Raw genomic sequence first — 26,031 nt, forward strand, 5'->3', positions numbered from 1 at the left:
TTTGGTTAATAAGGACCTAGTAACTTTTCTAAAATTTAAATTATTATTCCCCATAATAGAAATTACACAAATAGTATTTCATTTTAATGTCTTCTTATTGTTTAAAGACTTTATATTATTAGTCAAACATTATAAACAATGAGAATAGATTTATATTTAAAGGAAGAGAATATGTCTAAATTAGCAAAATTGGCTGGGGTTGCGAGTATTGCTGCATTACTAAGTGCATGTGGTGGTGGAAGTGACTCGAAGCTTGACACGCCAAATGATAATTATATTAAACCAGGCGATGTGAGCTCTACATTTATACCTTTTAAAGATAAGGATTTTTTAACAAAACTTAAAGAAACGCTTGGTTTTTCAGAATCTTTGAATGTCATGGATGATCGATTTAATCAAGCATTAGGACACATGATTGGCGAAACATTGGGTGATGGACCCATTACTCGTACAGGTAGAGTAATTGAATTAACAGATCAAGGAACAAGTGCATTTACAATTTTTAGAAATTTAATTTGTACTGACCTAACTAAAAGTGGAACTACTCAAACAATCAAGCTAAAAAGTGGTAATGATTCTTGTGCTACTAGTTTCGGCAAGGAAGTCGTAACATTTAAAGGAGGATCTATTTCGCTTACTGAAACATTAAGCTCAACCACAGTTGAGTTTAATAATGCGCTTTATACACCGTGGACTGATACATCTAAACTATATTTAGTCACTGGTAAAATTGTAAAAGATACAGTTGGTTCTAATGGCGCAATTTATTCTGTAAAAGATCCTTTAAAATTCCAGATTGTAGATAAAAACAACCCTAGCACTACATTGGAATATATGGGGCTACAGGATTATGAATACCGTTTCTTTGATGATCAATTACAAAGTGTGTCAAGTAAAGGTACAATCGTTGGCCAACCTAAAGATGCTAATTTTTCATATGCATTCAACTTCAGTGTAACTCAACCATTCGAAAAAGAGTCGTGGAGAATTTACCCGAAAGCAGGCGGTAAGTTAGAAATTATTGATGAGTACAATCAAAAGATTGTCGTTGAACAAACTAAAGATTATTCATCATCCGCATCAGTTCGCTTTAACTCAGGCGTGCCAACTAATGTGTCTTGGAGCGATATCGTTAAAAAGAAATAGGCATAAAGCCCCCATCTGGGGGCTTTTTTAACCATTTAATTTCATGTGTTGCGCGTTCTCTGACATTCTAAGCTGCTCATAATGCACTGGATCATATGCGCATGCACTCATCAACAAAGTAGAAGTAACTACTGCGATAAAAATTTTCATCTCACATTTACTCTTTAACCTAGATGTGAGTAATTTAAAGCATGGCTAAAAACAAATAAAACCGATTAAAATTATAAAAACAATCTATTTTTTAGATTATTAGTTACTCATCTTGAAGCGCACACTCATAATTCTTAGGATCATCACTACATCGTATCTTTTTAAGGATAGACATCATTTCAGGATGATAATGCCCTTCTTTTGTCATCTGAATTCTAGCTTCGCGCATAATTTTCAAATATCCAGGTTTCTCAGCATCTCTTATATTCATCCAAAATTTAGGATCAATTTTAGATTCAGTTTGATTAATAAATTTATAAGCCGGTGTTAATTGCTTGGAAATAATCTCCCTTGCTATAGGCCCCATTCCAGCAGGAAATTTATTTCGATGCATAATCAATGTACCCGTTACTTGAACGAGTGGAAAACGAATAATTGCGCCTCGTACCTCGCCCTTGCTTGTCATTCCACGATAGAGTTCTAAAGGTTCAAATAAGATTGCAGGCGCTGCGATAATATCAACTTCCTTATTGTTGAATTTCCCGCCTACCGAAGTTAAATCCACTGTAACTGGTTGAGCACCAACATTTTGGACTAATTTTTTTTGGGTTGCGTCAAAACTCATTACAGCGACTTTTTTCCCAGCTGCTTTAGATAAAGTATCAATTTTACGATCATTTACCATTATATAAGCAGCACCTAAAGGCACAATACCAACAACCTCATAATCCTTATTGACCATTTTCGAGTCAAATTCAGGTCTTGCTAACAGCTGAATCACTTTAGTTAGTTGTTTATAGTTTTGAACTGCACCTATTGCATCAATACTTCCAACAAAAGAGTTGAATTGCTTGGCACGTAAATTACTTATTCCAGCACCATCACAACGTTTACTTCTAAAGTCTTCAGTTAAAACCCGTTCATCTGTATAGACTTTTAAATTAACTTCAGTGGATGTTTTTTGCTTTAATTTTGGATAATTCAAATCTATCTGCATTTGTAGCTTAGCCGTACGATTGACAGTCATTTGCACGCCGAAATCTTGAGCAACTTTAGCAATTCGTGGTAATTCACTCATATAGCTCGTCGCTTGCTCAAATGCTTCACCATGAGCACCGCTCGGTGAATACACACATAAGGTGACTTGTTTCGGAATCTGTTGCCAAACTTTTGGATCATTCAGTAGTTTTTTTATTTTATTCACAGAATGGCTGGACAGTGATAAATCCAACTTAGAGCTAGTTTGAGCATTTACATGATTTGTGATTAGACCAGAAAGACTAATTACTGTCGTGAGCATAACCATACGATAAGCATGCTTGCTCTTTTTAAATAGAATACCGTATTTTTTATTTTTCATTATCTTCCCTTTTCTATTTTTTATGATCAGACCTTAATTGATCCGATAGAGTTCAGCTTATCGGCTTCAATTTAAAATTAAATTGACCCTAATCTTTTATTTGTTACACCTAGAGTAAATGAAAAATATACTATCGAAAATATTTAAATCAGGTTGATTAAACCTGAGTAAAAATCGATAAACTACTTACCTTACACATGCACTTAGATTGGTATAGTTTGAAATGCAGTTGCAAACACAACTTTTAAGAAAAACTCTACGCTCTCGTAGAAGACAACTCTCAAATTTTACGCAACGACGTTCTGCTTTTCAGGTTTTGTCAAAAATCCAATCTCACTCTAAATTTAAATCTGCACAAAAAATTGGGATTTATTTAGATGCATTCGGTGAAATACAAACACATATCCTAATCATGCATTGCTTTTCGAAGCATAAAGTCGTTTATCTCCCAAAAGTATCCAGACTTGATTCAACTTTAAAATGGGTTCCAATTTCAAAGCATCAATATCTAAATAAACGTTTTACTAAACATAAATTAGGCATGTATGAGCCTATGCATAGATTGGGGCAAAATGTAAAACAAATTGATTTACTATTGATGCCCCTAGTAGCCTGTGATTATCATGGAACACGTATGGGTATGGGAGGTGGCTTTTATGATAGAACGTTAAAGCATGCGAGCAATCAACCCTATCGCATCGGTTTAGCGCATGACTTTCAATTAATCTTAGATCCTTTAAAGCGCCAACCTTGGGATCAGCCATTAGATGAGTTAATCACCCCTAGAAAACGATTAAAATTCAAACGAAGAATATTAATTCACCCTAAATCCAACTGAATTTATCAAGATTAGTAGAAATAAATCGAATTTTATCGATTTTCACCCTTGTATTTTTTAAATTACACATCACTATAAAAATATGGCAACACCGTTGTCACTCATTAGGAGTGCTCATGACTGATATTATTATGAATGAAGAAAACTTAGAACTTCAGACCCCTAGCGTGTTACCGCTATTAGCTTTGCGTGATGTTGTGGTTTATCCCCACATGCAAATTGCGCTTTTTGTCGGCCGTGAAAAATCGATTAAAGCAGTTGATGTAGCTCGTAACAGTGACAATTTAGTTTTTGTAGTAGCTCAACAAGATTCTCTTACAGAAGAAATTGATCACGACAATTTATATCAATACGGTACTGTCGCGAAGATTGTGCAAGTCGTAAATCATGAGAACGATGAAAACTGCATTAAGGTTTTAATCGAGGGTATTTATCGCTCTAAATTGATTAATATTTACGATCAAAACGATTATTTAGAAGCTGAGCACAGCCTTAGCCCAATGACGATCCGTATGGAATCGGCAACTCAACAAACTCGCCTCGAAGAATTACGTGGTCTTTTCAGCCAATACGCTGAAGCAAAACTACGTAATGCGCGTGAGTTAATTAATGCTGCAAATAAAATCGATGATTTATTGCAACTCATGTTCTTCGTCGCAACACGCGTGCCGTTAAACATTGAAGTGAAACAAAAATTCCTCGAACACGATGAATTTGAAGCTCATTTACAAGAGTTAATGACTTATTTGCTTCAACAGTCTGAAGAACAACAGATTGAGCAAAATTTACATGACAATGTAAAACGTCAAATGGAAAAGAATCAGCGCGAATATTTTCTAAATGAAAAAATGAAAGTTATTCAGCGTGAACTTTCTGACATGAATGGCGGTGCTGAAGATGACATTGCTGAGATAGAAAAACGCTTAGCTGAAGCGGATCTTCCTGAGCATGTTCGTAAAAAAGCAGAAGGTGAATTCCGTAAGCTCAAAGCAATGCAGCCTGCATCGAGTGAAGCAGCCGTAGTTCGTAATTACATCGAAACTATTTTAGATACACCATGGAATAAGGCAAGCAAAGTAAGTATTAATCTTGCTAAAGCTCAAGATATTCTTGATGCTGATCATTATGGTTTGGATGAAGTTAAAGAACGTATCGTTGAATATCTTGCTGTTCAGTCACGTGTAAAAAAACTACGTGGACCAGTATTGTGTCTCGTAGGTCCTCCTGGTGTAGGTAAAACCTCATTAGGTGAGTCTGTAGCTAAAGCAACAGGTCGCGAATTCGTTCGAATGGCACTTGGTGGTGTTCGTGATGAGGCTGAGATTCGTGGACATCGCAGAACTTATATTGGTGCGATGCCAGGTAAGATTGTGCAATCACTTTCTAAAGTTGGTGTAAAGAACCCTTTATTCCTACTCGATGAAATTGACAAAATGGCTCAAGATCATCGTGGTGATCCTGCATCTGCCTTGTTAGAAGTACTTGATCCTTCACAGAATCACAAATTCAACGATCACTATCTTGATCTTGATCTTGATTTATCTGAAGTCATGTTTATTTGTACTGCAAACAGTATGAATATCCCTGAAGCTTTGTTAGATCGTATGGAGGTCATTCGGCTCCCTGGTTATACAGAGGAAGAGAAAATCAATATTGCTGAGCGTTACTTAGTACCTAAAGCAATCAAGAATAATGGCTTACGCGCTAAGGAATTAAGTGTACATGAAGAAGCAATCCGAGATATCGTACAACGCTATACACGTGAAGCTGGTGTTCGAAGTTTAGAGCGTGAAGTCTCTAAAATTGCACGTAAAGTGGTTAAAGAAGCGGTTAGTAAAAAAGCGAAAAATCTTCAAATTGAAGTTAATTCGGCAAATCTACCTGACTACTTAGGGCCACATAAATTCGATTTTGGTATGGCGGAAGAAGAAGCTCAAGTCGGTCGTGTTAATGGTCTAGCTTGGACTTCAGTTGGTGGTGAACTACTGACAATTGAAGTTGCAGCAATGAAAGGTAAAGGCAAATTTGTAACCACTGGTTCTTTAGGTGATGTTATGAAGGAGTCTATTACTGCAGCGATGACCGTAGTGCGTACACGAGCTGATGCTTTGGGTATCGATTCTACTCGCTTTGAAGAAACCGATATTCACGTGCACTTACCTGAAGGCGCTACGCCTAAAGATGGTCCTTCAGCTGGTCTTGCTTTGACGACAGCATTAGTTTCAGCGTTTACTGGCATTGCGATTCGACCTGATATTGCAATGACTGGTGAAACTAGCTTGAGTGGCCGTGCAATGCGTATTGGTGGTTTAAAGGAAAAATTACTGGCTGCACATCGTGGCGGTGTAAAAATGGTCTTTATTCCACAGGAAAATGCACGCGATTTAGTCGAAATTCCTGATAATGTGAAAGAAGGTTTAGATATCAAAGTTGTAAAATCAATTGATGAAATTTTACCACTAGCATTAACCTCTATGCCCAAACCATTAGTCAAAACACCCATTGTTAAAGCAGTTGACGAATCAAAATCTGCACGACACTAATCGGTCTTTTAAGTGAAGAAAGAGAGCTTAGGCTCTCTTTTTTATAAGATGTCAATGGATGCAAAATTAACAACCCATTATGTTTTAACTTTTGAATTTATAAATTCATCACTTTGAAATGTATAATATCGTGAAACTTCTAGTGACACATTTTCATGAAAATTCGTATCTTGACCATTGGTCAAAAAATGCCAGCATGGGTTCTTACTGGTTTTGAAGATTATTTCAAAAGAATTCAACCTTTTGTACAAACTCAAATTGTTGAGCTTCCTATGGCGAAACGCGGAAAGAATGACTCTGAAGCTGATATTTTAAAATACCGTAATATCGAAGGCGATAGCATTTTAAATGCACTGAAAGGAAATGAACTTTTAATTGCACTTGAAGTGGGAGGAAAAGAGTTTAGTACAGAAAAATTAGCTGAAACCATGAAAGGTTGGATGCTTGAAGGGAATGATGTTGTGCTCGCGATTGGTGGACCTGATGGACATTCTGATGCAGTTCGTAAAGCTGCTGCTTGGCACTGGTCTTTATCTAAATTAACGCTACCCCACCCTATGGTTCGCATTCTGTTGATTGAACAACTTTACCGTGCCATGAGCATTAATCATAACCATCCGTACCATCGTGCTGGATAATCGTTCCGAATTTGCAACATGATGTTCAAATTTAAATGGTTATTCTGACTTCTAAAATTTGCGATGATCACCTCATACATCTAAGAATGGAACCACCCTCATGACTATTCAAACGCTACCTGGCTTATTCATCTCACATGGCTCTCCAATGCTGGCTTTGAATCCTGAACAGGTTGGTCCAGCTTTACATCGCTTGAGTCTCAATTTGCCCAAACCTAGAGCGATAATCGTCATGTCTGCGCATTGGGAAAGCAAAGCACTCGAAGTAAGTACGGGGACTAGACCTGAAACATGGCACGATTTTCGAGGTTTCCCAGATGCACTTTATGAAATTCGCTATCCTGCCCCTGGTGCTCCAGATGTTGCTGAACAAGTTTTAAATTTATTCGCTGAGGCACAAATTACTGCACATGCCAATAGTACAAGACCTCGTGATCATGGCGTATGGATGCCTTTATTACATATGTATCCAGAAGCTGATATCCCCGTAGTCGAAATCTCTTTACCCATGACGATGTCTGCTGAAGCGATATTTAAAATTGGTCAAGCTCTCGCTCCATTAAGAGATCAGCAAATATTATTAATTGGCTCGGGAAGCATTACTCATAATTTAAGAGAGCTTGCTTGGCATGGTGAAACGAGTGAAGTTCCAGAATGGGCATCAACTTTTAGAAACTACGTGGTGCAGCAGCTCACTCATTCGGATTATCCTGCTATTTTAGCGTGGAATACGATTCCTTATGTTCATCGTAACCACCCTACGATAGAACACTTTGCACCTTTATTTTTCTCTATGGGCACTGGTGATCGTTTTAGCATTGTACATAGTAGTTTTACCATGGGTGCTTTAGGAATGGATATTTATCGCTTTGATTGAGAGAAAATAAAATATCATTTTTTAAATGACCATCACGAATTAATCATCGATCAATGGATACATTTTGATACTGAAAAGTGCAGAATGTATCCATATTTTTTTAGATGCCCTGCGTTATCCTTCTTCTGATCAATACAATTTAGAAAACTTGTTATGAAATTAAAATTAATTGCCTTGGCTATTTTGCCTATCACACTTGCTGCGTGTCAGACTTCCGATCTACAAAAAGCTGGGGATTTAGCTGTGTCTGTGCTTCAACAACAAAATGCTGATCAAACTCTCTCTGCATACCAATGGCAAGCCAATCCACAAAATGCGCCTCAACCAATCACTTTAAACTTCACCGCTGATAAAAAACTTTCAATTCATACGAGCTGCAATACTTTATTTGGCGGGTTTGAGCTAAAAAACAATACTATCGTAGCTGCTCAACTTGCATCTACCATGAAGGGATGTAATGGTTTGGCTGCCGAACAAGAACGCTTTGCTGGAAATCTATTTTCCCAAGCTGCTGTTCCTTTCGTGCTTAATTTAAATGATCGTGATAATCCAACGTTGACTTTGGTACAGCCGAATGGTGAAAAGATTATCTTCACGGGTAAAATGACACCTGAAACCAAATACAAAACTCAAGGTGAAACCATATTTCTTGAAATTTCGCCAGAAACTAAACAATGTACTGGTGTAGCTCCCCAAACTTGTCTACAAGTCAGAGAAATAAAATACAACGATAGTGGTATTAAAACGCAAGTCGATAAAGACTGGACTTTATTCTACGATCAAATTGAAGGTTTTTCACATAGTCCGAATGAACGTCAAATCATTCGTGTAAAACGTTATGAAATTAAAAATCCTGCTGCAGATCAATCAAAGTATGCTTATATTTTTGATATGGCTGTAGAGCGTGAAGCTGTAAAAGGTTCTTTATAAAGAATAAAAAACCGAGGCTAAGCCTCGGTTTTTTTATTTTTGAATATATTCTTAGAATACACCCTGAGCTAACATCGCATCAGCAACTTTTACGAAACCAGCAATGTTCGCACCATCTACATAATTCACAGTACCATCTTCTTGAGTACCGAATTTTACGCAGTTACGGTGAATTTCTTTCATGATTGCATGTAAACGCTCATCTACTTCTTCGAAAGACCAACCTAAACGAAGCGCATTTTGAGACATTTCAAGACCAGAAGTTGCAACACCACCTGCATTGGATGCCTTACCTGGAGCATATAGAATTTTTGCTTCAACGAATTTTTCAACTGCTGCAAGTGTAGAAGGCATATTTGCACCTTCAGCTACGCAAATCACACCATTTGCAAGCAATTTATCCGCATCATCAGCATCTAATTCATTTTGTGTTGCACATGGAAGTGCGATATCACACTTAATACCCCAAGGACGTTGCCCTTCAAGATATTCAAAACCATGCTTCGCTGCAAACTCAGAGATACGACCACGTTGAACGTTTTTAAGCTCCATTACTTCAGCTAAAAGCTCAGGAGTTAAACCGTCTTTAATGTATACAGTACCAGCTGAATCTGAAAGTGAAACAACTTTTGCGCCCAAATACATTGCTTTGTCAGCAGCAAACTGTGCAACGTTACCCGAACCAGAGATTGTAACTACCTTGTCTTTGAAACTGTCGTTACGAGTCTTAAGCATTTCCTCAGCGAAATACACTGTGCCGTAACCAGTTGCTTCAGGGCGCGCTAGTGAACCACCAAAAGTTAAACCCTTACCTGTAAACACGCATGAAGTGTCATTGCTGAGCTTCTTCATCATACCAGCCATGTAACCAACTTCGCGGCCACCAACACCAATATCACCCGCAGGAATATCTGTGTCAGAACCTAAGTGACGGTATAACTCGATCATGAGTGCTTGGCAGAAACGCATGATTTCGCCTTCTGATTTACCTTTAGGGTCAAAATCAGAACCACCTTTACCACCACCCATTGGTAGTGTAGTTAACGCATTTTTGAAAGTCTGTTCAAAACCTAAGAATTTTAGGATTGAAAGGTTCACTGAAGGGTGGAAACGCATACCACCTTTGAATGGACCAATTGCTGAGTTGTACTGAACACGGAACGCACGGTTAACGTGTGTTTGACCTTGATCATCAACCCAAGAAACGCGGAATTGAATCGCACGTTCAGGTTCAACTAAACGTTCTAATAAACCATGAGCTGCATACTTAGGGTTCTTTTCAATAAAAGGCCATAAGCTTGTCATCACCTCTTCAACAGCTTGAAGAAATTCTGGTTGATGTGCATCACGTGTTTTAACGTAGTCTAGGAAGTCGTTAAGGCTGTTGTATTTCAACGCTTAATCCTCAGCAGAAAATGGATCAAAATTGGTCAAAATTTCAATATATTGATAAGTTTTGGCGCAAAGTATTAAATATCTTTTACAGGCACTGTACAATAGTTTTCATAATTTTTTTTAATATTTTTTTAATTTCAATTACTTAATTATAGTATTTAATAATTTTAAATTATCAAATTCATTACTTTTAATTATGGATTAATGCTTATTCGGCGCTTTTATTGCGCGATAAATGACCCATAACAGCGCACCCCAAACTAACACTAATCATGTTAAAATCATTCATATTTCGCACCTATGATCTCCTTTTCGCTTGATTAAGTTTTAACGTACATGCACGCACAAATCTCATTGATACAACAAGTTGATGCTTTCCTACCTCAAACCCAATGTGGTCTATGTGGCCACCGTGATGGTTGTTTACCTTATGCTAAAGCTATTGTAGAAGGAGAAGACGCGAATAAATGTGTCCCTGGCGGTCAACCTGTTGCTGACGCAATTGCTCACTTACTGAATCGCCCTAAGCTTAAAGCTGAAGAAAGCGTTTGGCCAATTCAATCTGATGGTCGCCCACAGCGTATGAAAGCGATCATACGTGAAGACGAGTGTATTGGTTGCACTAAATGCATCAGTGCTTGCCCTGTAGATGCCATCATTGGATCAGGAAAGTTAATGCATACTGTGTTAACTGATCTTTGTACTGGATGCGAATTATGTATACCACCTTGTCCAGTTGACTGTATCGATCTTGTTGAAGATTTACAGCCCATACCAAATCAGCAAGCCCGCTTCCTAGAACAAAATGATCTTAGAAATCGTTATTATGCTCATATTCAACGTGAGGAAAATCGCAGTCTTCATCGCAAAGGTCCTGTCGTTAAAGCTGAAATTGATACTGCGCTTTTTGCTCAGTTTTCAAAACAATTACAATCAGTACCTACTATTCAAACGATAAAAAAAACAGCGCTTCATAAGACATTAGATGCAAAATCTACAATCGAACTTGCCAAATTACGTACACAAATTAAAAAGCTTGAAAAACAACTTGCTGTACGTGAGAGTGTCGATAAGCAAGAGCAACTCAATACTTTATATGAAAAACTCAATTCAATTGAGGGTGTTTAAATGAACGTTAAAACACCTAAAACTGTAAAAAACATGACAAAAAAGCAAATTCAAATTTTTTTTGAAAGATTAAGAGCTCAACGCCCAACCCCTAAAACAGAGCTGAATTATTCTTCACCCTTTGAGTTGTTAGTTGCTGTGACCTTATCAGCACAAGCCACTGATGTAAGCGTAAATAAGGCCACAGATAAGCTTTTCCCTGTAGCAAACACACCTGAAGCAATCTATGCCTTAGGTGTAGAAGGATTAAAATCTTATATTAAAACAATAGGTCTCTATAACTCTAAAGCTGAAAATGTCATCAAAGCTTGTGAAATATTGATTAAACAACACAACAGTATTGTTCCTCACAACCGTGCTGATTTAGAAGCACTTCCGGGCGTAGGTCGAAAAACTGCAAATGTGGTATTAAATACCGCTTTTGGTCAACCAACCATGGCCGTTGATACCCACATCTTTCGATTAGGTAATCGTACTGGACTTGCGGTAGGAAAAAATGTACTCGAAGTTGAACACCGTCTAGTTAAAGTGATTCCAAAAGAGTTTATTGTAGACGCTCATCATTGGTTAATTTTACATGGACGTTATTGCTGTATTGCGCGGAGGCCAAAGTGCAATGAGTGTGTTGTGAGTGATGTGTGCAACTGGCCTGAACGTTTCGAATATGGAGCGACAAGACAGATCGATTTAAAACAGGTTTAACGATCAAGAGATTTTTTTTGATCTTTTTTCTCTTTATCTAATTTCATCTGTTTTTGACTATCGCGAAGTAATTTAAAACTTATAAATACCAAAAAAGACAATACTGCCAAGCATGCAAGCATCAATAAAATAATGGCAATATTTTGCACTTGTTTACCTTCACATCATAAAAAAGAAGCCCTAATATGACTTAGGGCTTCTTTTTTGTCAAAGCTGAATAATGGTTATTTAGTTTGATCTAAAATTGCAAAAAGTTCTTTTTGAACTTCTTCAATAGGACGAAGTCCATTCAACTTATCATACGTTGGCGCATTTTCACCTGAAGCTGCACGCCCTTGGTAAAAGCCAACCAACTGTTCAGTTTCAGTATGATACGAACCTAAGCGCTTACGAATTGTTTCTTCTTGGTCATCTGGACGCTGAACTAAATCTTCACCAGTTTCATCATCTTTGCCTTCCACTTTTGGTGGGTTGTAGACGATATGATAAACACGACCTGATGCTGGATGTTGGCGACGACCCGATAAGCGTTTAACGATTTCTTCATCAGGCACATCAATTTCGATCACGTGATCAATATCAATGCCTTCTTTTTCCAAAGCTTCAGCTTGAGGAATCGTACGAGGGAAACCATCAAAGATACAACCATTTGCACAATCTGGTTGTGCAATACGCTCTTTAACCAGACCAATAATCAGTTCGTCAGAAACTAGACCACCATTGTCCATTACAGATTTTGCCTGTAGACCGAGTTCAGTTCCTTCACGAATTGCAGCACGGAGCATATCACCGGTTGAAATTTGTGGGACATTGTAGCGCTTGCAGATCAACTGAGCTTGAGTACCTTTACCTGCTCCAGGTGGTCCGAGTAATATAATGCGCATAAATAAACATCCTCATTTTAACTATATCGACGATACTTGGTTAATGTCTTTGGTAGGCACCAATCCAGCATCTATTTATAAGAAAGCCACAAATAAATGAATCAGACCCGCGAAGAAACCTGTTACCCCACCTAGCACAATTAAGATCCATTCGTCTTCCTGGAATGCAGGACGTAATAGATTTTGAAACTCGCGCGGCGTTAATTCACGGATACGTTCTTTAAACATTTGATAGATTTTCTGTGCGCGGCTCGCATTAAAAGCTGGGTCGCATACAGGCACCATCGTAATTTCAATTGAGCGATCGATCAAGTCTGTCTTGAGTTTTGCATACTCTTTTGGACCTAAAGATAGCTGTAATGATGTACGAACCAATGGTGTTTCCATGATTTCATTGATATGACGTTTGACAATACGGCGTGTTTTGTCTTTTTTTCCACCATACATCATTTCCATCATAATAGATTTCAATGTAATCAAATCTTCAGTCACTACACGGGCAAATACATCTGATACTTCTTCTTGGCGCTTCATAAACGCACCTTGAATATTATAAGAACCAATGCGTGGAATAACAGGTTTTATCCAAGGGAATTTACGATCTTGAGTTAACTCAAAGAATTGTGGATAACGAATATAATGTGGCTCAACTGGATTAAATACCATCCAAATTGCAATCCAATTCGTTAAAAAGCCCCAAATTGCTGCCCAGAATGGTACGGTCCAATGCCAAGGCACGACAAACCAAACGATCATTTGGAAGATACCGAAGAACATACCAATTAATGCACTGATATGCCAAATGAAATTAATTTCTTTTTGGCCCACTTTTAGGAACATATTGACCATCAATTGACGGTCGCCTTCCATTTGACTCACTACCATCGCACGCATATCCACGAGCGACTCAACATTTAAAGTTAATTCGGTTACGAGCTCTTTCAAAACATTTGGAAGTTGCTTATGTGCTTGCGCATAAATACGTCGCTTGATTGAGTAAGGTAAGTTTTCCCATAGAACCGCATTGCGATCCATCATCACTTCATCAATTAAGTGCTCTAACTCGAAGCCAACCTGTTCACCAATGATACGAGCAGTATCCTCGGGATCCATCGCATCTAAGAACTCTCGTAAGGAGCCAAGTTTTGATAGTGTATTGTCGGTAATAATACCCGATATACGTCCTGCCTTACGTGGAACAATTCCTTGCCATCCCACCGGAAGCGGACCTAAGTGAAAACCCCAAAACTTAATTGGATAAAACACCATTTTGAGTGCCATCCAGACGTGAGCCCAAGTCACAAATGCGGTTACTGGGATAATACTCAGTACTGCATAAAAATCAGGTCGATTGACGAAGGCTTGCCACAAATCACTCACATATCCAAACATTCATGACTCTCATATTCATATATCTAATTGCAGTCGAACTTGAGGTATAAAACCATAAAGCTTTCTAAAATCCTACACTTAAGGTGTAGGAAAACTGTAGTTCTGGTTTAGTTTCAAAAATCACTTGGTTTCCTTGCGTGATTTCCTCTCCTGCTTTTATCCCTACACTAAATGTACTAATTCTTTCTTTATTCAGCATGACATAAGATAAATCTATACCACCACCGAGTTGAGATTCCTTTTCACCATTGACTGTTTTTGATTTTAGATGACCAGCAAATGCACCTAAATAAAATCCATTTAAGTCCTTAGTTCCGAGAATTATTGGGTAACGAAAACCGACTTGAGCACCCACATCGTGGTCGTCATTTAAGAAAGCGCCAAGCTTTCCGTATCCAATACCGTATGGAGTGACGTATTCTAAATTCCCATGCGCTAACCGTTGTGTAACACCAGCACCCACATTTATTTTAGAAAATTGTTCTGGTTTCAATTTTGCTTCAGGATAAAACGATGAAAAATCTGCGTATGCTAAATTCCCTACCCACATCATGACAGCAAAGGAAACGATTTTTCTCATTATTTTCTCCATTCTCTCAAACTGAGAACAATATTATTATTCATCCATAGTGCTTCGACTTTAACAGAATAATTTTCGTTCTTATATACAACAAGCTTTAAAATTAGTGTCTATTTGGTCAAATTTTAATTTTTATAACATACGAACTATTTATGAATTTTTCAAATTTTATAGTCAATCTGAGTTAAAATACTTTGATATAAAGTCAGCTTTTACCCGCAAAAAAGTAAAGATCTATGAAGCAGCAGTTCCCACTGAAGAATGTACAACAAGAAAAGCGAATTTTTCGCAGTCGAGTGGTGTTTGCTATTTGCGTGGTAATCTTTTTTTTACTTGTTCTATTGTCTCGATATGCGTATCTGCAAATTGTGCATTACGACCAGTTTAAAGATGCATCGGACAAAAACCGAATTCGTTTACAACCGATTTCCCCTGCCCGCGGTTATATTTTTGATCGTAACGGCATTCTACTGGCTGACAATTATCCAGTTTTTACGGCTACATTAAGTAAAGCGGATGTACCTGATATTGAAGATACGGTAGAACGCCTTAGAAAGATTATTGACTTGAGCGAAGAAGACATCGAACGCTTCATGAGTCGTGTGAAAACCGCAAAAAAGACTGAACGTGTAACGCTTAAACTAAACTTAACTGAAACAGATATCGCCAAATTTAGCGAAGTAAAGTTTAAATTTCCTGGTGTTTCTATTGAAACCCAAATGACGCGTTATTACCCACATGGTGAATTATTTGCCCATGTTATTGGGTATGTCGGTCGTATTAACGATAAAGAACTCAAAAGCATTGATAAAGATGCTTACGCAGGTACAAATCTGATCGGTAAAATTGGTGTAGAAAAATTTTATGAAGACCTGTTGCATGGCTCACCTGGCTTTGAATCTATTGAGACAGATGCTTTCGGTAATGTCTTACGGAAATTAGGGCGTAAAGATTCTGTACGCGGTAATGACCTCTATTTATCACTTGATTATGGTCTCCAAACCGTAGCTGCTGAGCAACTTGCGGGGCGTCGTGGTGCAATTGTTGCAATGGATCCACGTACAGGTGAAATTTTAGCGCTCGTTTCAAGTCCGAGTTTCAACCCAAATTTATTCGTAACCGGTATCAGTCATACGGACTACAGTGCCCTTCGTGACAATTTAGATCAACCACTTTATAACCGAGCAGTTCAAGGGACTTATCCACCAGGTTCTACCATTAAGCCTATGGCTGCATTAGGGGGTATTCACTACGGTATTGTCGATTGGTCAACTGCTATTTCAGATCCAGGTTATTTCCACTTACCAGGAGACTCTCACAAATTCCGCGACTGGAAAAAAACGGGTCATGGTGTAGTCAATATGCACAAATCCATTGTTGTCTCTTGTGATACTTACTATTACGTTCTTTCTTACCAGATGGGGATCGATCGTATGAACACATGGATGCGTCAGTTTGGATTTGGTGAGAAAACGGGTGTAGACCTTCCTAGCGAAAGTACAGGCTTGTATCCTTCGCCAGAATGGAAAATGCGTACTCGCAATTCTAAATGGCTCAAAGGTGAAACAATCTCAGTCAGTATTGGGCAAGGTGCATTCACTTCTACCCCTTTACAACTCGCGATGGCAACTGCAATTACAGCAAATCATGGCGCCCATGTTACACCGCACGTATTGCGTGAAACCAAAGGAACAAAGCAATTCAAAGTTCACAATGCACCAGATTATAAAATTGCCTTCAATGGTACTGATGAAGATTGGATAAAGATGCGTGATGCCATGGTGGATGTGATCCAATCTGGAACAGGTAAAGGTATTCGTGGTGGACTGCAATATCAAATTGCGGGTAAAACAGGTACCGCTCAGGTCAAGAGTATTGCGCAAGGTAAAAAGTATAACGAAGCTTTATTAACTGAACGTCAACTCGATCACGGCTTATTTGTAGGCTTCGCCCCTGCCGACAACCCAGAAATAGCGATTGCAGTGATATGGGAAAATGGTCGTGGAGGTTCAGGAGCAACCGCACTCGCACGACCTGTATTAGATTATTGGTTACTCCATCGTGATCGTAAACCAATAAAGCCGATGAATCATGTTGTCAGTGGCGGCCTAATGACAGCAGGCATTAAGCCTGGTGAATTACCTAGCGGATCTACCAATTTGTCAGCCGATCCGAATGCACTTCCTCGTGAACTCCAAGCATCACGTAACAGCAACAGTGCAACGAATGCAACGAATGCAACGAATGCAACGAATGCAACGAATGCAACGAATGCAACGAATGCAACGAATGCAACGAATGCAAACACTGACACTCAACGTAACACGAGTCAATAAATGAAAAATCAACTCCGCATCATTGGTGGTGAATGGAAACGCCGTGTATTACCTTTTGCCACTATTGAGGGTTTAAGACCAACACCAGATCGTGTACGCGAAACTTTATTTAATTGGTTAATGTGGGATATTCAACAAGCGCAGGTGCTAGATGTTTGCGCTGGATCTGGTGCATTAGGTTTTGAAGCGCTATCTCGAGGGGCAGCTCATGTCACGATGATCGAACCTAATTTAGAGCAAAATAAATTTTTAAAATCAAACTTAGCGCTTTTAAATGTGAATAATGCAAAACTGATTCAAAGCACTGCCCAAATCGCGCTAAAACAACTCTCAAACAATCAATTCGATGTAGTTTTTTTAGATCCTCCCTATAGTTTAAATCTTTGGGAGGAGTTGGCTTCATTGATTGACCCAAAACTCAAAGCAGATGCATTTATTTATGTCGAAGCCGATCAACCATTGTCATCACTTAATCTACCTTCTTCATGGCACCTCATAAAAGAAACCAAAGCTGGAACAGTTAAATCAGGCCTTTATCGAAAAATAGATTAGACATTTAAAACGTCTGATTCCAAAAAATCCGAATCAATCTGCCTCGATCGTAGGGAAACGAGGATAAAAACTCGTACCCTATCGTTTGATTCTGTTTCAGCAAATACTCAACACCATATCCAAACGTAATGCTTAATTGTTCCAGATTTGATAAGTCAAAATGACCTGTATCAAGTTTATTCTTCAATTCATTCCGATCAAAAGCCGTGAAATTAAAAAATTGAATACGTTCGGATTGAAAAATTGAATGCGTCAATACATTAAATCTCGAATATTCTTTCTCATTTAATTCTGCAATCTTGGTCTGTTCACTATTTAAATCTTCTATGGCAGGCTCATAGTGAAGTTCTTGCTGAGCTTCAAAAAAATTAAAAATGAGATTTTGATCATTCGTATTTTCATCATGATCCAAGGAATTCGCGTGAACAGCAGAAATTGAAAAAAACATCAAAGCTTGTAAATAAAGTTTTAAATTTTGAATCATATTAATTTTACGTTTCTATATCTTATTATTATGCATGAAAAAAAGCCTCCACTCAGGAGGCTTTTTTACTTAAAGCATTAAGCTAGACCTTTTTCTTTAAGTACTTCTAGCATCGTTGAACCAAGTTCAGCTGGGCTACGTGTATATGCCATTCCAGCACGTTCAAACGCAGCGAATTTTTCTTCTGCCGTGCCTTTACCACCTGAAATAATAGCACCAGCATGACCCATTCGCTTACCTTTCGGTGCAGTCACACCAGCAATATAACCAACAACGGGTTTGGTCACATTTGATTGGATATATTCTGCCGCTTCTTCTTCAGCTGTACCACCAATCTCACCAATCATAATAATTGCATCTGTGTCTGGATCATCTTGGAACAGTTTCAAAGCATCAATCTGATTCATACCAGGGATTGGATCTCCACCAATACCAATACACGTTGATTGACCTAATCCTAACTTCGTAGTTTGTGCAACAGCTTCATAGGTCAACGTACCAGAACGCGAAATAATACCGATTCGTCCTGGCTGATGAATATGTCCTGGCATAATACCAATCTTACATTCACCCGGCGTGATAACACCTGGACAGTTTGGACCCACTAAGCGAGTGCCATTTCCATTGGTTTCTAGATAGCGTTTCGCTTTCAGCATATCAATGGTTGGTACACCTTCAGTGATAACAACAATCAGTCCAACGCCAGAGTCAACTGCTTCAACGATAGAATCCAATACAAATGGTGCAGGAACGTAAATGACCGATGCATCAGCACCAGTCTCTTTCACTGCATCTTTCATTGTATTGAATACAGGTAGATTTAAATGAGTTTGACCGCCTTTACCTGGAGTCACACCACCCACAACCTTAGTACCATAAGCCAAAGCTTGTTCTGAGTGGAATGTACCATTTTTACCCGTAAAGCCCTGTACCAATACTTTAGTGTCTTTATTAATTAATACGCTCATGATTGATACTCCTTATGCTTTTACTGCAGCAACAATTTTTTCTGCGGCATCAGATAAGCCGTTTGCAGAAATTAGTTTAAGACCAGATTCATCAAGTAATTTTGCACCTAGTTCTGCATTATTCCCTTCTAAGCGAACAACAACAGGCACTGTTACATTTACTTCTTGAACCGCTGCAATAATTGCTTCAGCAATCATGTCACAACGCACAATACCACCGAAGATATTGATCAGCACACCTTGTACTGACTGATCCGCTAAAATGATCTTGAATGCTTCAATTACACGCTCTTTGGTTGCGCCACCACCTACATCCAAGAAGTTTGCTGGTTGACCACCATAGAGTTTAATGATGTCCATGGTTGCCATTGCAAGACCTGCTCCATTCACCATACAACCAATATTACCTTCTAAAGCAACATAGTTAAGGTCAAACTCAGATGCCTTGAGCTCACGCTCATTTTCTTGCGATTTATCTCTTAAAGCAGAAACTTCTGGCAAACGATATAAAGCATTCGAATCAATACCGACCTTGGCATCAACACACAAAATTTCACCATTTTCACGGACTGACAATGGATTAATTTCAAACAATGCGAAATCATTTTCTACGAACGCTTGATAAGCTGCAGACATAATTTTAACAAATTGATTAATCTGTTTATCTTTCAGCTCTAAAGCAAAAGCGACTTCACGAGCTTGGAAAGGAAGTAAGCCAACCAATGGATCTACTTCAACTTTAATAATTTTTTCTGGAGTTTCTTCAGCGACTTTTTCAATTTCGACACCACCTTCAGTAGAAGCCATGAAAGTAATACGACGTGATGAACGATCAACAACTGCGCCTAAATACAATTCACGCTCAACTGGATAGACATCTTCTGCAACGAGTACACTGTTAACTGGTTGCCCATTTGCATCCGTTTGATATGTAACTAAACGAGTACCAATAATTTGCGAAGCATATTCTTTTGCTTCATCAGCTGACTTAACGACTTTAACGCCGCCAGCTTTTCCACGCCCACCGGCATGTACTTGTGCTTTCATAACAGCGAATTTGCCGCCTAGCTGTTCAAATGCTTTTACTGCTTCCTCTGCATTTGTAGCGATGATGCCTTCCTGAACTGGCATACCATATTTTTTTAACAGCGATTTCGCCTGATACTCGTGTAAATTCATTGTTTTACCTTTTACTACTTTTCACTTTTTATGACACACCAATATTTAAACTTCCTTCGCAATAAATATTGGCATTTATTAAATTTAGTATTCTAGTTTTAGATGATTATTCAAACAAAAACAACCACCAAATGCAAAAAGAGCGGCCTCAGCCGCTCTTTTTTGTGTTATTTACGTTTACGCTGAATCGCGTGAATCGCTCGCCCATCTACTGCTAACGCAGCTTCATGAACTACTTCAGAGAATGTTGGGTGACCAAATGTCATTAATTGAAGATCTTCAACGCTTGATACAAATTCAAGTGCGATCATACCTTGGTGAACGATATCAGACGCAGCAGGTCCAATCACGTGCATACCAAGCAAACGATCCGTTTTAGCGTCAGCAACAAATTTCACGAAACCAGCGTTTTCTCCTGCTGCCATCGCACGACCATTCGCTGCGAAACCAAATTGACCTGTTTTAACTTCGTGACCTTTTTCTTTCGCTTGTTCTTCTGTTAAACCAACCCACGCCGCTTCAGGGTGTGTATAGATCACAGAAATAATCGTGTCATAGTTCACTTGAGCTGCGTGACCATGAATACGTTCAACAGCCATTACGCCTTCTTCCATTGCTTTATGTGCAAGCATTGGACCACGTACTAAGTCACCAATTGCATATACACCTTCAACAGAAGTTGCACACCAATCATTTACTTCAACCAAACCACGTTCAGTAAGTTTAATGCCAGAATCTTCTGCTAATAAACCTTCTGCATACGCTTTACGACCCACGCAAACGATCAATTTGTCGAAAGTCTGAGTTTTGTCTTCGCCACCTTGAGTGTACTTAACTGTCACTTCACGACCATTGATTTCTGTACCAGCTACTTTTGCGCCAACACGAATATCAAGACCTTGCTTCGTTAATACTTTTTGGTAATCTTTAGCCAAAGCTTTATCAGCCATTGGTAAAAATGCATCCATTGCTTCAAAAACAACAACCTCTGCACCCAAACGACGCCATACTGATCCTAGTTCAAGACCAATTACACCTGCACCAATTACACCTAAACGTTTAGGTACTTCTTGGAATTCAAGCGCACCGGTAGAATCAACGATAAGATCTTGATCTACAGGAGCAACAGGAATATTTACAGGAACAGAACCAGAGGCAAGAATGACATATTTAGGTTCTAAAATTTGAGTTTCACCTTCATGTGGAACAAACTCAACTTTTTTACCAGCTAATAATTTACCTGTACCCTGCAACCATTCAATACCGTTACCTTTCAATAGGCCATCGATACCCATTGTAAGTTGGTTGACGATTTTATCTTTACGAGCAAGTAACTTTTGAAGATCGAATTTCACTTCGCCCGTTGTAATACCATGATCATCTAAATGATGAACAGTATCTTCATAACGATGTGAAGAGTCTAAAAGTGCTTTAGATGGGATACAACCCACGTTCAAGCAAGTACCACCTAAAGATGGTTTTCCTTTATGAATACGCTTTTCAATACATGCAACTTTGAAACCCAGTTGTGCTGCACGAATAGCAGCTTCATAACCACCTGGACCACCGCCGATTACTACTAAATCAAATTGTTGAGACATTCTTCTCTCCAAAAATGGGCCTAGAGGATCGCTCTAAGCCCATGGATTTATTCTTTAGAATTAAAGATCAAGGATAAGTTTAGCTGGTTCTTCTAACAATTCTTTGATTGTTACAAGGAAACCTACTGCTTCTTTACCATCAATTAAACGGTGGTCATAAGAAAGCGCTAAATACATCATTGGTAAGATTTCAACTTGACCATTTACCGCCATTGGACGCTCTTGGATTTTATGCATACCCAAAATTGCAGTTTGTGGCGTATTTAAAATTGGTGTTGAAAGCAATGAACCGAAAGTACCACCATTAGTGATCGTGAATGTACCACCTGTCATATCTTCAATGCCGAGCTTACCATCACGTGCTTTGAATGCGTAATCACGAATACCATTTTCTACTTCAGCATAGTTCATGCGATCAGTATCACGTAATACTGGAACTACTAAACCACGGTCAGAAGATACCGCTACACCGATGTCATAGTAACCGTGATAAACGATATCATCACCATCAATTGAAGCATTTACAGCTGGGTAGCGTTTAAGTGCTTCAGTTGCAGCTTTAACAAAGAATGACATAAAGCCTAAACGAGCACCATGACGCTTTTCAAAAGCATCTTTGTACTGAGCGCGCATGTCCATGATTGGCTTCATGTTGACTTCGTTGAACGTCGTTAACATTGCTGTTTCTTGCGTTGCAGCAAGTAAACGCTCAGCCACACGCTTACGAAGACGTGTCATAGGAACACGTTTTTCAATACGCTCACCTACAGCTACGCTTAATGGTGCAGCAGCAGGAGCAGCAGGTTTAGATTGGTGATTCGCCACATCTTCTTTAGTGATACGGCCACCACGACCTGTACCTGAAACTTCTGATGCATTGATACCAGTTTCAGTTAATGCCTTACGAACAGCTGGAGCTTGGTCTTGAACAGGAGCTTGAGCACGTTCAACAACCGGAGCAGCACCCGCTTCTGTAGCAGCCGCAGCTTGTTCAACTTTCTCTTCAGATTGAACAGCTTGAGTTTGAGAAGCACCAGAAACAGCACCTGCTTCAAATGTAGCAATTACTTCATCAGAAAGAACTGTGTCGCCTTCGCCTTTAATGATATTTGCAATCGTACCATCTGCAGGAGCAACAACTTCAAGTACAACTTTATCCGTTTCGATATCACAGATCACTTCATCACGTGATACCGCTTCACCTGGTTGTTTGTGCCAAGTTGCAATTGTTCCGTCTGCAACTGACTCTGGGAATACCGGTGCTTTAATTTCGGTTGCCATTCTTAAGATTCTCCTGATTATTCTGCTACGATCGCAAGCGCTTCGTTAACGAGTTGTGCTTGTTGTTTTGCATGTAAATATGGTGAGCCACAAGCCGGTGCAGCAGATGCTTCACGTCCTGCATAGCTGATTTGAATTTGTTGACCTGACTTCATAACACCTTCGTATAAACGTGGTGCGATGAATAACCATGCGCCTTGGTTCTTCGGTTCTTCTTGCGCCCAAACAAGCTCTTTCATATTTGGATATTGTGCAAGTACTTCCGCTAAACGTGCTTCTGGATATGGGTACAATTGTTCAACACGAACAATAGCAGTGTTGTTCAATTCATTTTCACGACGTTTTTCAAGTAAATCGTAATAAACCTTACCACCGCAAAGCACTACACGAGTCACATCCAACTTATTAATGTTATCAACTTCATCAATCACAGTTTGGAAAGTTCCGTTCGCCAATTCATCAAGATTAGATACCGCTAATTTGTGACGTAATAATGACTTTGGAGACATGATAATCATTGGTTTACGAATTGGGCGAATCGCCTGACGACGTAAAGCATGGAAAATCTGTGCAGGAGTTGTAGGCGTCATCACTTGCATGTTTTCTTCAGCACATAGCTGTAAGAAACGCTCTAAACGTGCAGATGAGTGTTCTGGGCCTTGACCTTCAAAACCATGTGGAAGAAGCATCGTTAAACCACAAACGCGCTCCCACTTTGTCTCACCAGAAGCAATGAATTGGTCAATAACAACTTGAGCACAGTTCGCGAAGTCACCAAATTGTGCTTCCCAAATAATTAAGCTCTTAGGTAGAGTTGTTGCATAACCATATTCGAATGCCAATACTGCCATTTCAGACAATAATGAGTCATAAATCGCTGTACGCGGTTGATTTTCTTTAATATGGCAAAGTGGAATATACGTCGAACCGTCTACTTGGTTATGAAGCTTCGCATGACGATGCGAGAATGTACCACGACCAACATCTTCACCAGTTAAACGAACAAGATAACCCTCGTCCAATAACGAAGCATAAGCTAGAGTCTCAGCTGCACCCCAGTTCAATGGCATTTCACCAGTTTGCATTTTAAGACGATCATCGATCACCTTAGAAACTTGACGCTGCATCACGAAGCCTTCAGGAAGCTCACGCATTTTGCGACCAAGTTCTTTTAAACGCTCTTCAGGGAAAGTAGTATCCCAAACGTCAGTGTATTCGTGACCTAAGTATGGCGTCCAGTCAACGAACATTTTTTTATTCGGTTCAAGTACAAGTGCATTAGCAACATGTTTACCTGCTTCTAAATCAGCACGGTAATCTTCGATCATCTGATCTGCAGTCGCACGATCAATTACACCTTCTTGTACTAATTTGTCAGCATATAATGCACGAGTCGTCGTTTTCTTATTAATGACTTGATACATCATTGGCTGAGTTGCTGCTGGCTCATCTGCTTCATTGTGACCGCGACGACGGTAACAGAACATATCGATAACAACGTCTTTACGGAAAGTATGACGGAAATCATGTGCAAGTTGAGCAACAAACAATACAGCTTCAGGATCATCACCATTCACATGGAAGATTGGTGCCTGAATCATTTTCGCGATATCAGTACAGTATTCAGTAGAACGTGCATCACGTGGATCTGATGTTGTAAAACCAACTTGGTTATTGACAACAATATGAACTGTACCACCTACCGTATAACCACGTGTTTGTGACATTTGGAAGGTTTCTTGGTTCACACCTTGACCAGCAAATGCAGCATCACCATGTACGATTACTGGTAATACGTCATCACCACCAATGTCTTTACGACGAACTTGACGAGCACGTACTGAACCTTCAACTACAGGCCCTACGATTTCTAAGTGTGATGGGTTAAATGCCAATGCCAAATGAACTTCGCCACCTGGAGTCATTACGTTTGACGAGAAACCTTGGTGATACTTAACGTCACCAGAACCTTTCTTGTGAAGTGATTTACCTTCAAATTCACCGAAAAGATCTGCTGGGTTTTTACCCATGATATTGACAAGCAAGTTGAGACGACCACGGTGTGGCATACCGATCACAACTTCTTTACATCCCACAGAACCTGCGCGTTGAATAACAGCATCAACCATCGGAATGAAAGATTCACCGCCTTCCACACCAAAGCGCTTAGCACCAACATACTTATTGCCTAAGTATTTCTCTAAGCCTTCAGCTGCAGTTAAACGTTCAAGAACATGTTTCTTTTGTTCTGCTGAAAAACCAAATTGACCTTTCACACCTTCAAGACGTTGTTGAATCCAACGTTTCTCTTTAGTGTCAACAATGTGCATATATTCAACACCAATAGAAGCGCAATACGTCGCCTCCATCGCATTGACCATTTCACCTAAAGTTGCTTCAGTTTTGCCAATTGCAAGATTACCTGTATTGAATACAGTATCTAAGTCAGATTTGGTTAAACCATGAGCCGCTAGATCAAGATCAGGCACTTCTTCTCGTTTTGCCAAACCTAATGGATCTAATTTTGCTTTTTGATGACCGCGGTTACGGTATGCAGCGATTAATTGTAATACGCCAATCTGACGACGCTCGTGCTCAGAACTAACTGAACTTTGAACGACAGGCTGAATACGGTTTGAGTTACGACCCAATAAAAGGAATTGCTCACGTACATTGCTGTGTGGTTGATCCCCTTTTGGGAACTTACCAAAGTATTCTTGCCAATCAGCACCGACTGATTCTGGAGCAACTAAATACTGCTCATAAAGTTCTTCAATATACGCTGCACTGTCAGCGGAAAGTTCAGTGTCAAGACGCAATGCGTCAGCAACTTCTTGCATTTGTGGACCCATTTCCTATTGCAAAACATTACAGGGAGCTTTCTAAGCTCGCCCATGATTGATAATGCCAAATCGGTAAATTGACATTCACCCATCTGGTACAAAAGACCATGGGGCGTATAGCATTAGAGAGTTTCTAATACCAATGACGAATCATAACGCCCTCATTGGCATCATCACTCATCTTTATACTCGATAAAATTACCGAGCAATTTTTGCAAATTGAC

Annotated in this window: 22 protein-coding genes; 10 read left to right on the top strand and 12 right to left on the bottom strand. The window is 39.2% G+C overall.

What is annotated here, in order from left to right:
* The first annotated feature begins 171 nt into the window (after positions 1 to 171).
* Entirely contained in the window at positions 172 to 1,146 is a 975-nt protein-coding gene (locus tag AC1M9P_RS00675) for a hypothetical protein (protein WP_481586465.1), read from the top strand.
* A 253-nt stretch (positions 1,147 to 1,399) separates the two neighbouring features.
* Here the strand turns inward: AC1M9P_RS00675 and AC1M9P_RS00680 are convergent, their stop codons facing one another.
* Positions 1,400 to 2,656 carry a putative solute-binding protein gene (locus AC1M9P_RS00680; RefSeq protein ID WP_481586466.1) on the bottom strand — a complete coding sequence of 419 codons (1,257 nt, stop codon included), beginning with the start codon at positions 2,654 to 2,656 and terminating at the stop codon, positions 1,400 to 1,402.
* Between the two features lie 223 nt (positions 2,657 to 2,879).
* Here AC1M9P_RS00680 and AC1M9P_RS00685 point away from each other — a divergent pair, with 223 nt between their 5' ends.
* The 5 genes from AC1M9P_RS00685 to AC1M9P_RS00705 all read left to right on the top strand — a co-directional run bounded on the left by AC1M9P_RS00685 (position 2,880) and on the right by AC1M9P_RS00705 (position 8,482).
* Positions 2,880 to 3,494, top strand: coding sequence for a 5-formyltetrahydrofolate cyclo-ligase (locus AC1M9P_RS00685; protein WP_481586467.1), 615 nt, complete (start codon positions 2,880 to 2,882; stop codon positions 3,492 to 3,494).
* 116 nt (positions 3,495 to 3,610) lie between these two features.
* On the top strand, positions 3,611 to 6,037 hold the full coding sequence (gene lon, locus AC1M9P_RS00690) for an endopeptidase La (RefSeq protein ID WP_035269773.1): 2,427 nt from the start codon (positions 3,611 to 3,613) through the stop codon (positions 6,035 to 6,037).
* Positions 6,038 to 6,192: 155 nt separating this feature from the next.
* Complete coding sequence (gene rlmH / locus AC1M9P_RS00695; protein ID WP_035268469.1) at positions 6,193 to 6,675, top strand: 23S rRNA (pseudouridine(1915)-N(3))-methyltransferase RlmH; 483 nt, start codon at positions 6,193 to 6,195, stop codon at positions 6,673 to 6,675.
* A 100-nt stretch (positions 6,676 to 6,775) separates the two neighbouring features.
* On the top strand, positions 6,776 to 7,552 hold the full coding sequence (locus AC1M9P_RS00700) for a DODA-type extradiol aromatic ring-opening family dioxygenase (protein ID WP_481586468.1): 777 nt from the start codon (positions 6,776 to 6,778) through the stop codon (positions 7,550 to 7,552).
* A gap of 153 nt (positions 7,553 to 7,705) precedes the next feature.
* Positions 7,706 to 8,482, top strand: coding sequence for a DUF4377 domain-containing protein (locus AC1M9P_RS00705; RefSeq protein ID WP_481586469.1), 777 nt, complete (start codon positions 7,706 to 7,708; stop codon positions 8,480 to 8,482).
* 51 nt (positions 8,483 to 8,533) lie between these two features.
* On the opposite strand, the gene gdhA is transcribed toward AC1M9P_RS00705, so the two are convergent.
* Complete coding sequence (gene gdhA, locus AC1M9P_RS00710) at positions 8,534 to 9,877, bottom strand: NADP-specific glutamate dehydrogenase (protein ID WP_481586470.1); 1,344 nt, start codon at positions 9,875 to 9,877, stop codon at positions 8,534 to 8,536.
* 336 nt (positions 9,878 to 10,213) lie between these two features.
* Here gdhA and AC1M9P_RS00715 point away from each other — a divergent pair, with 336 nt between their 5' ends.
* Positions 10,214 to 11,005, top strand: coding sequence for an RnfABCDGE type electron transport complex subunit B (locus tag AC1M9P_RS00715; protein ID WP_035268482.1), 792 nt, complete (start codon positions 10,214 to 10,216; stop codon positions 11,003 to 11,005).
* Positions 11,006 to 11,707 (top strand): endonuclease III, encoded by a 702-nt coding sequence (gene nth / locus AC1M9P_RS00720; protein ID WP_481586471.1) that lies wholly within the window; start codon positions 11,006 to 11,008, stop codon positions 11,705 to 11,707. It abuts the gene before it with no gap.
* On the opposite strand, the gene AC1M9P_RS00725 is transcribed toward nth, so the two are convergent.
* From AC1M9P_RS00725 to AC1M9P_RS00740, 4 genes are all read right to left on the bottom strand, one after another.
* Positions 11,704 to 11,856, bottom strand: a complete 153-nt coding sequence (locus tag AC1M9P_RS00725) for a hypothetical protein (protein ID WP_171076785.1) — start codon at positions 11,854 to 11,856, stop codon at positions 11,704 to 11,706. The two genes, nth and AC1M9P_RS00725, sit on opposite strands and share 4 nt — an antisense overlap.
* Before the next feature lie 75 nt (positions 11,857 to 11,931).
* Entirely contained in the window at positions 11,932 to 12,591 is a 660-nt protein-coding gene (gene adk / locus AC1M9P_RS00730; protein ID WP_035268488.1) for an adenylate kinase, read from the bottom strand.
* A 75-nt stretch (positions 12,592 to 12,666) separates the two neighbouring features.
* Positions 12,667 to 13,983, bottom strand: coding sequence for a hypothetical protein (locus AC1M9P_RS00735; RefSeq protein ID WP_481586472.1), 1,317 nt, complete (start codon positions 13,981 to 13,983; stop codon positions 12,667 to 12,669).
* Between the two features lie 64 nt (positions 13,984 to 14,047).
* Positions 14,048 to 14,563, bottom strand: coding sequence for a hypothetical protein (locus tag AC1M9P_RS00740; protein ID WP_481586473.1), 516 nt, complete (start codon positions 14,561 to 14,563; stop codon positions 14,048 to 14,050).
* Positions 14,564 to 14,799: 236 nt separating this feature from the next.
* On the opposite strand from AC1M9P_RS00740, the gene mrdA reads away from it, so the two are divergent.
* On the top strand, positions 14,800 to 16,899 hold the full coding sequence (gene mrdA, locus AC1M9P_RS00745) for a penicillin-binding protein 2 (RefSeq protein WP_481586474.1): 2,100 nt from the start codon (positions 14,800 to 14,802) through the stop codon (positions 16,897 to 16,899).
* Positions 16,900 to 17,451: a 16S rRNA (guanine(966)-N(2))-methyltransferase RsmD gene (gene rsmD, locus AC1M9P_RS00750; protein ID WP_035268497.1), complete on the top strand. Its 552-nt coding sequence runs from the start codon at positions 16,900 to 16,902 to the stop codon at positions 17,449 to 17,451.
* Positions 17,452 to 17,455: 4 nt separating this feature from the next.
* Here rsmD and AC1M9P_RS00755 read toward each other — a convergent pair whose 3' ends face one another.
* The 6 genes from AC1M9P_RS00755 to AC1M9P_RS00780 all read right to left on the bottom strand — a co-directional run bounded on the left by AC1M9P_RS00755 (position 17,456) and on the right by AC1M9P_RS00780 (position 25,804).
* Entirely contained in the window at positions 17,456 to 17,935 is a 480-nt protein-coding gene (locus tag AC1M9P_RS00755; protein ID WP_481586475.1) for a hypothetical protein, read from the bottom strand.
* Positions 17,936 to 18,012: 77 nt separating this feature from the next.
* A complete protein-coding gene (gene sucD, locus AC1M9P_RS00760) occupies positions 18,013 to 18,903 on the bottom strand; it encodes a succinate--CoA ligase subunit alpha (RefSeq protein WP_035268498.1) in 891 nt (296 codons plus the stop codon).
* A 12-nt stretch (positions 18,904 to 18,915) separates the two neighbouring features.
* Positions 18,916 to 20,082, bottom strand: coding sequence for an ADP-forming succinate--CoA ligase subunit beta (gene sucC / locus AC1M9P_RS00765; protein ID WP_035268500.1), 1,167 nt, complete (start codon positions 20,080 to 20,082; stop codon positions 18,916 to 18,918).
* A gap of 167 nt (positions 20,083 to 20,249) precedes the next feature.
* Positions 20,250 to 21,683 carry a dihydrolipoyl dehydrogenase gene (gene lpdA, locus AC1M9P_RS00770; protein WP_035268502.1) on the bottom strand — a complete coding sequence of 478 codons (1,434 nt, stop codon included), beginning with the start codon at positions 21,681 to 21,683 and terminating at the stop codon, positions 20,250 to 20,252.
* 60 nt (positions 21,684 to 21,743) lie between these two features.
* Positions 21,744 to 22,964, bottom strand: coding sequence for a 2-oxoglutarate dehydrogenase complex dihydrolipoyllysine-residue succinyltransferase (gene odhB / locus AC1M9P_RS00775; protein WP_035268505.1), 1,221 nt, complete (start codon positions 22,962 to 22,964; stop codon positions 21,744 to 21,746).
* A gap of 17 nt (positions 22,965 to 22,981) precedes the next feature.
* Positions 22,982 to 25,804, bottom strand: a complete 2,823-nt coding sequence (locus AC1M9P_RS00780; protein ID WP_035268518.1) for a 2-oxoglutarate dehydrogenase E1 component — start codon at positions 25,802 to 25,804, stop codon at positions 22,982 to 22,984.
* Positions 25,805 to 26,031 lie beyond the last annotated feature (227 nt).

The organism is Acinetobacter sp. 25-47-122, from assembly GCF_056779695.1.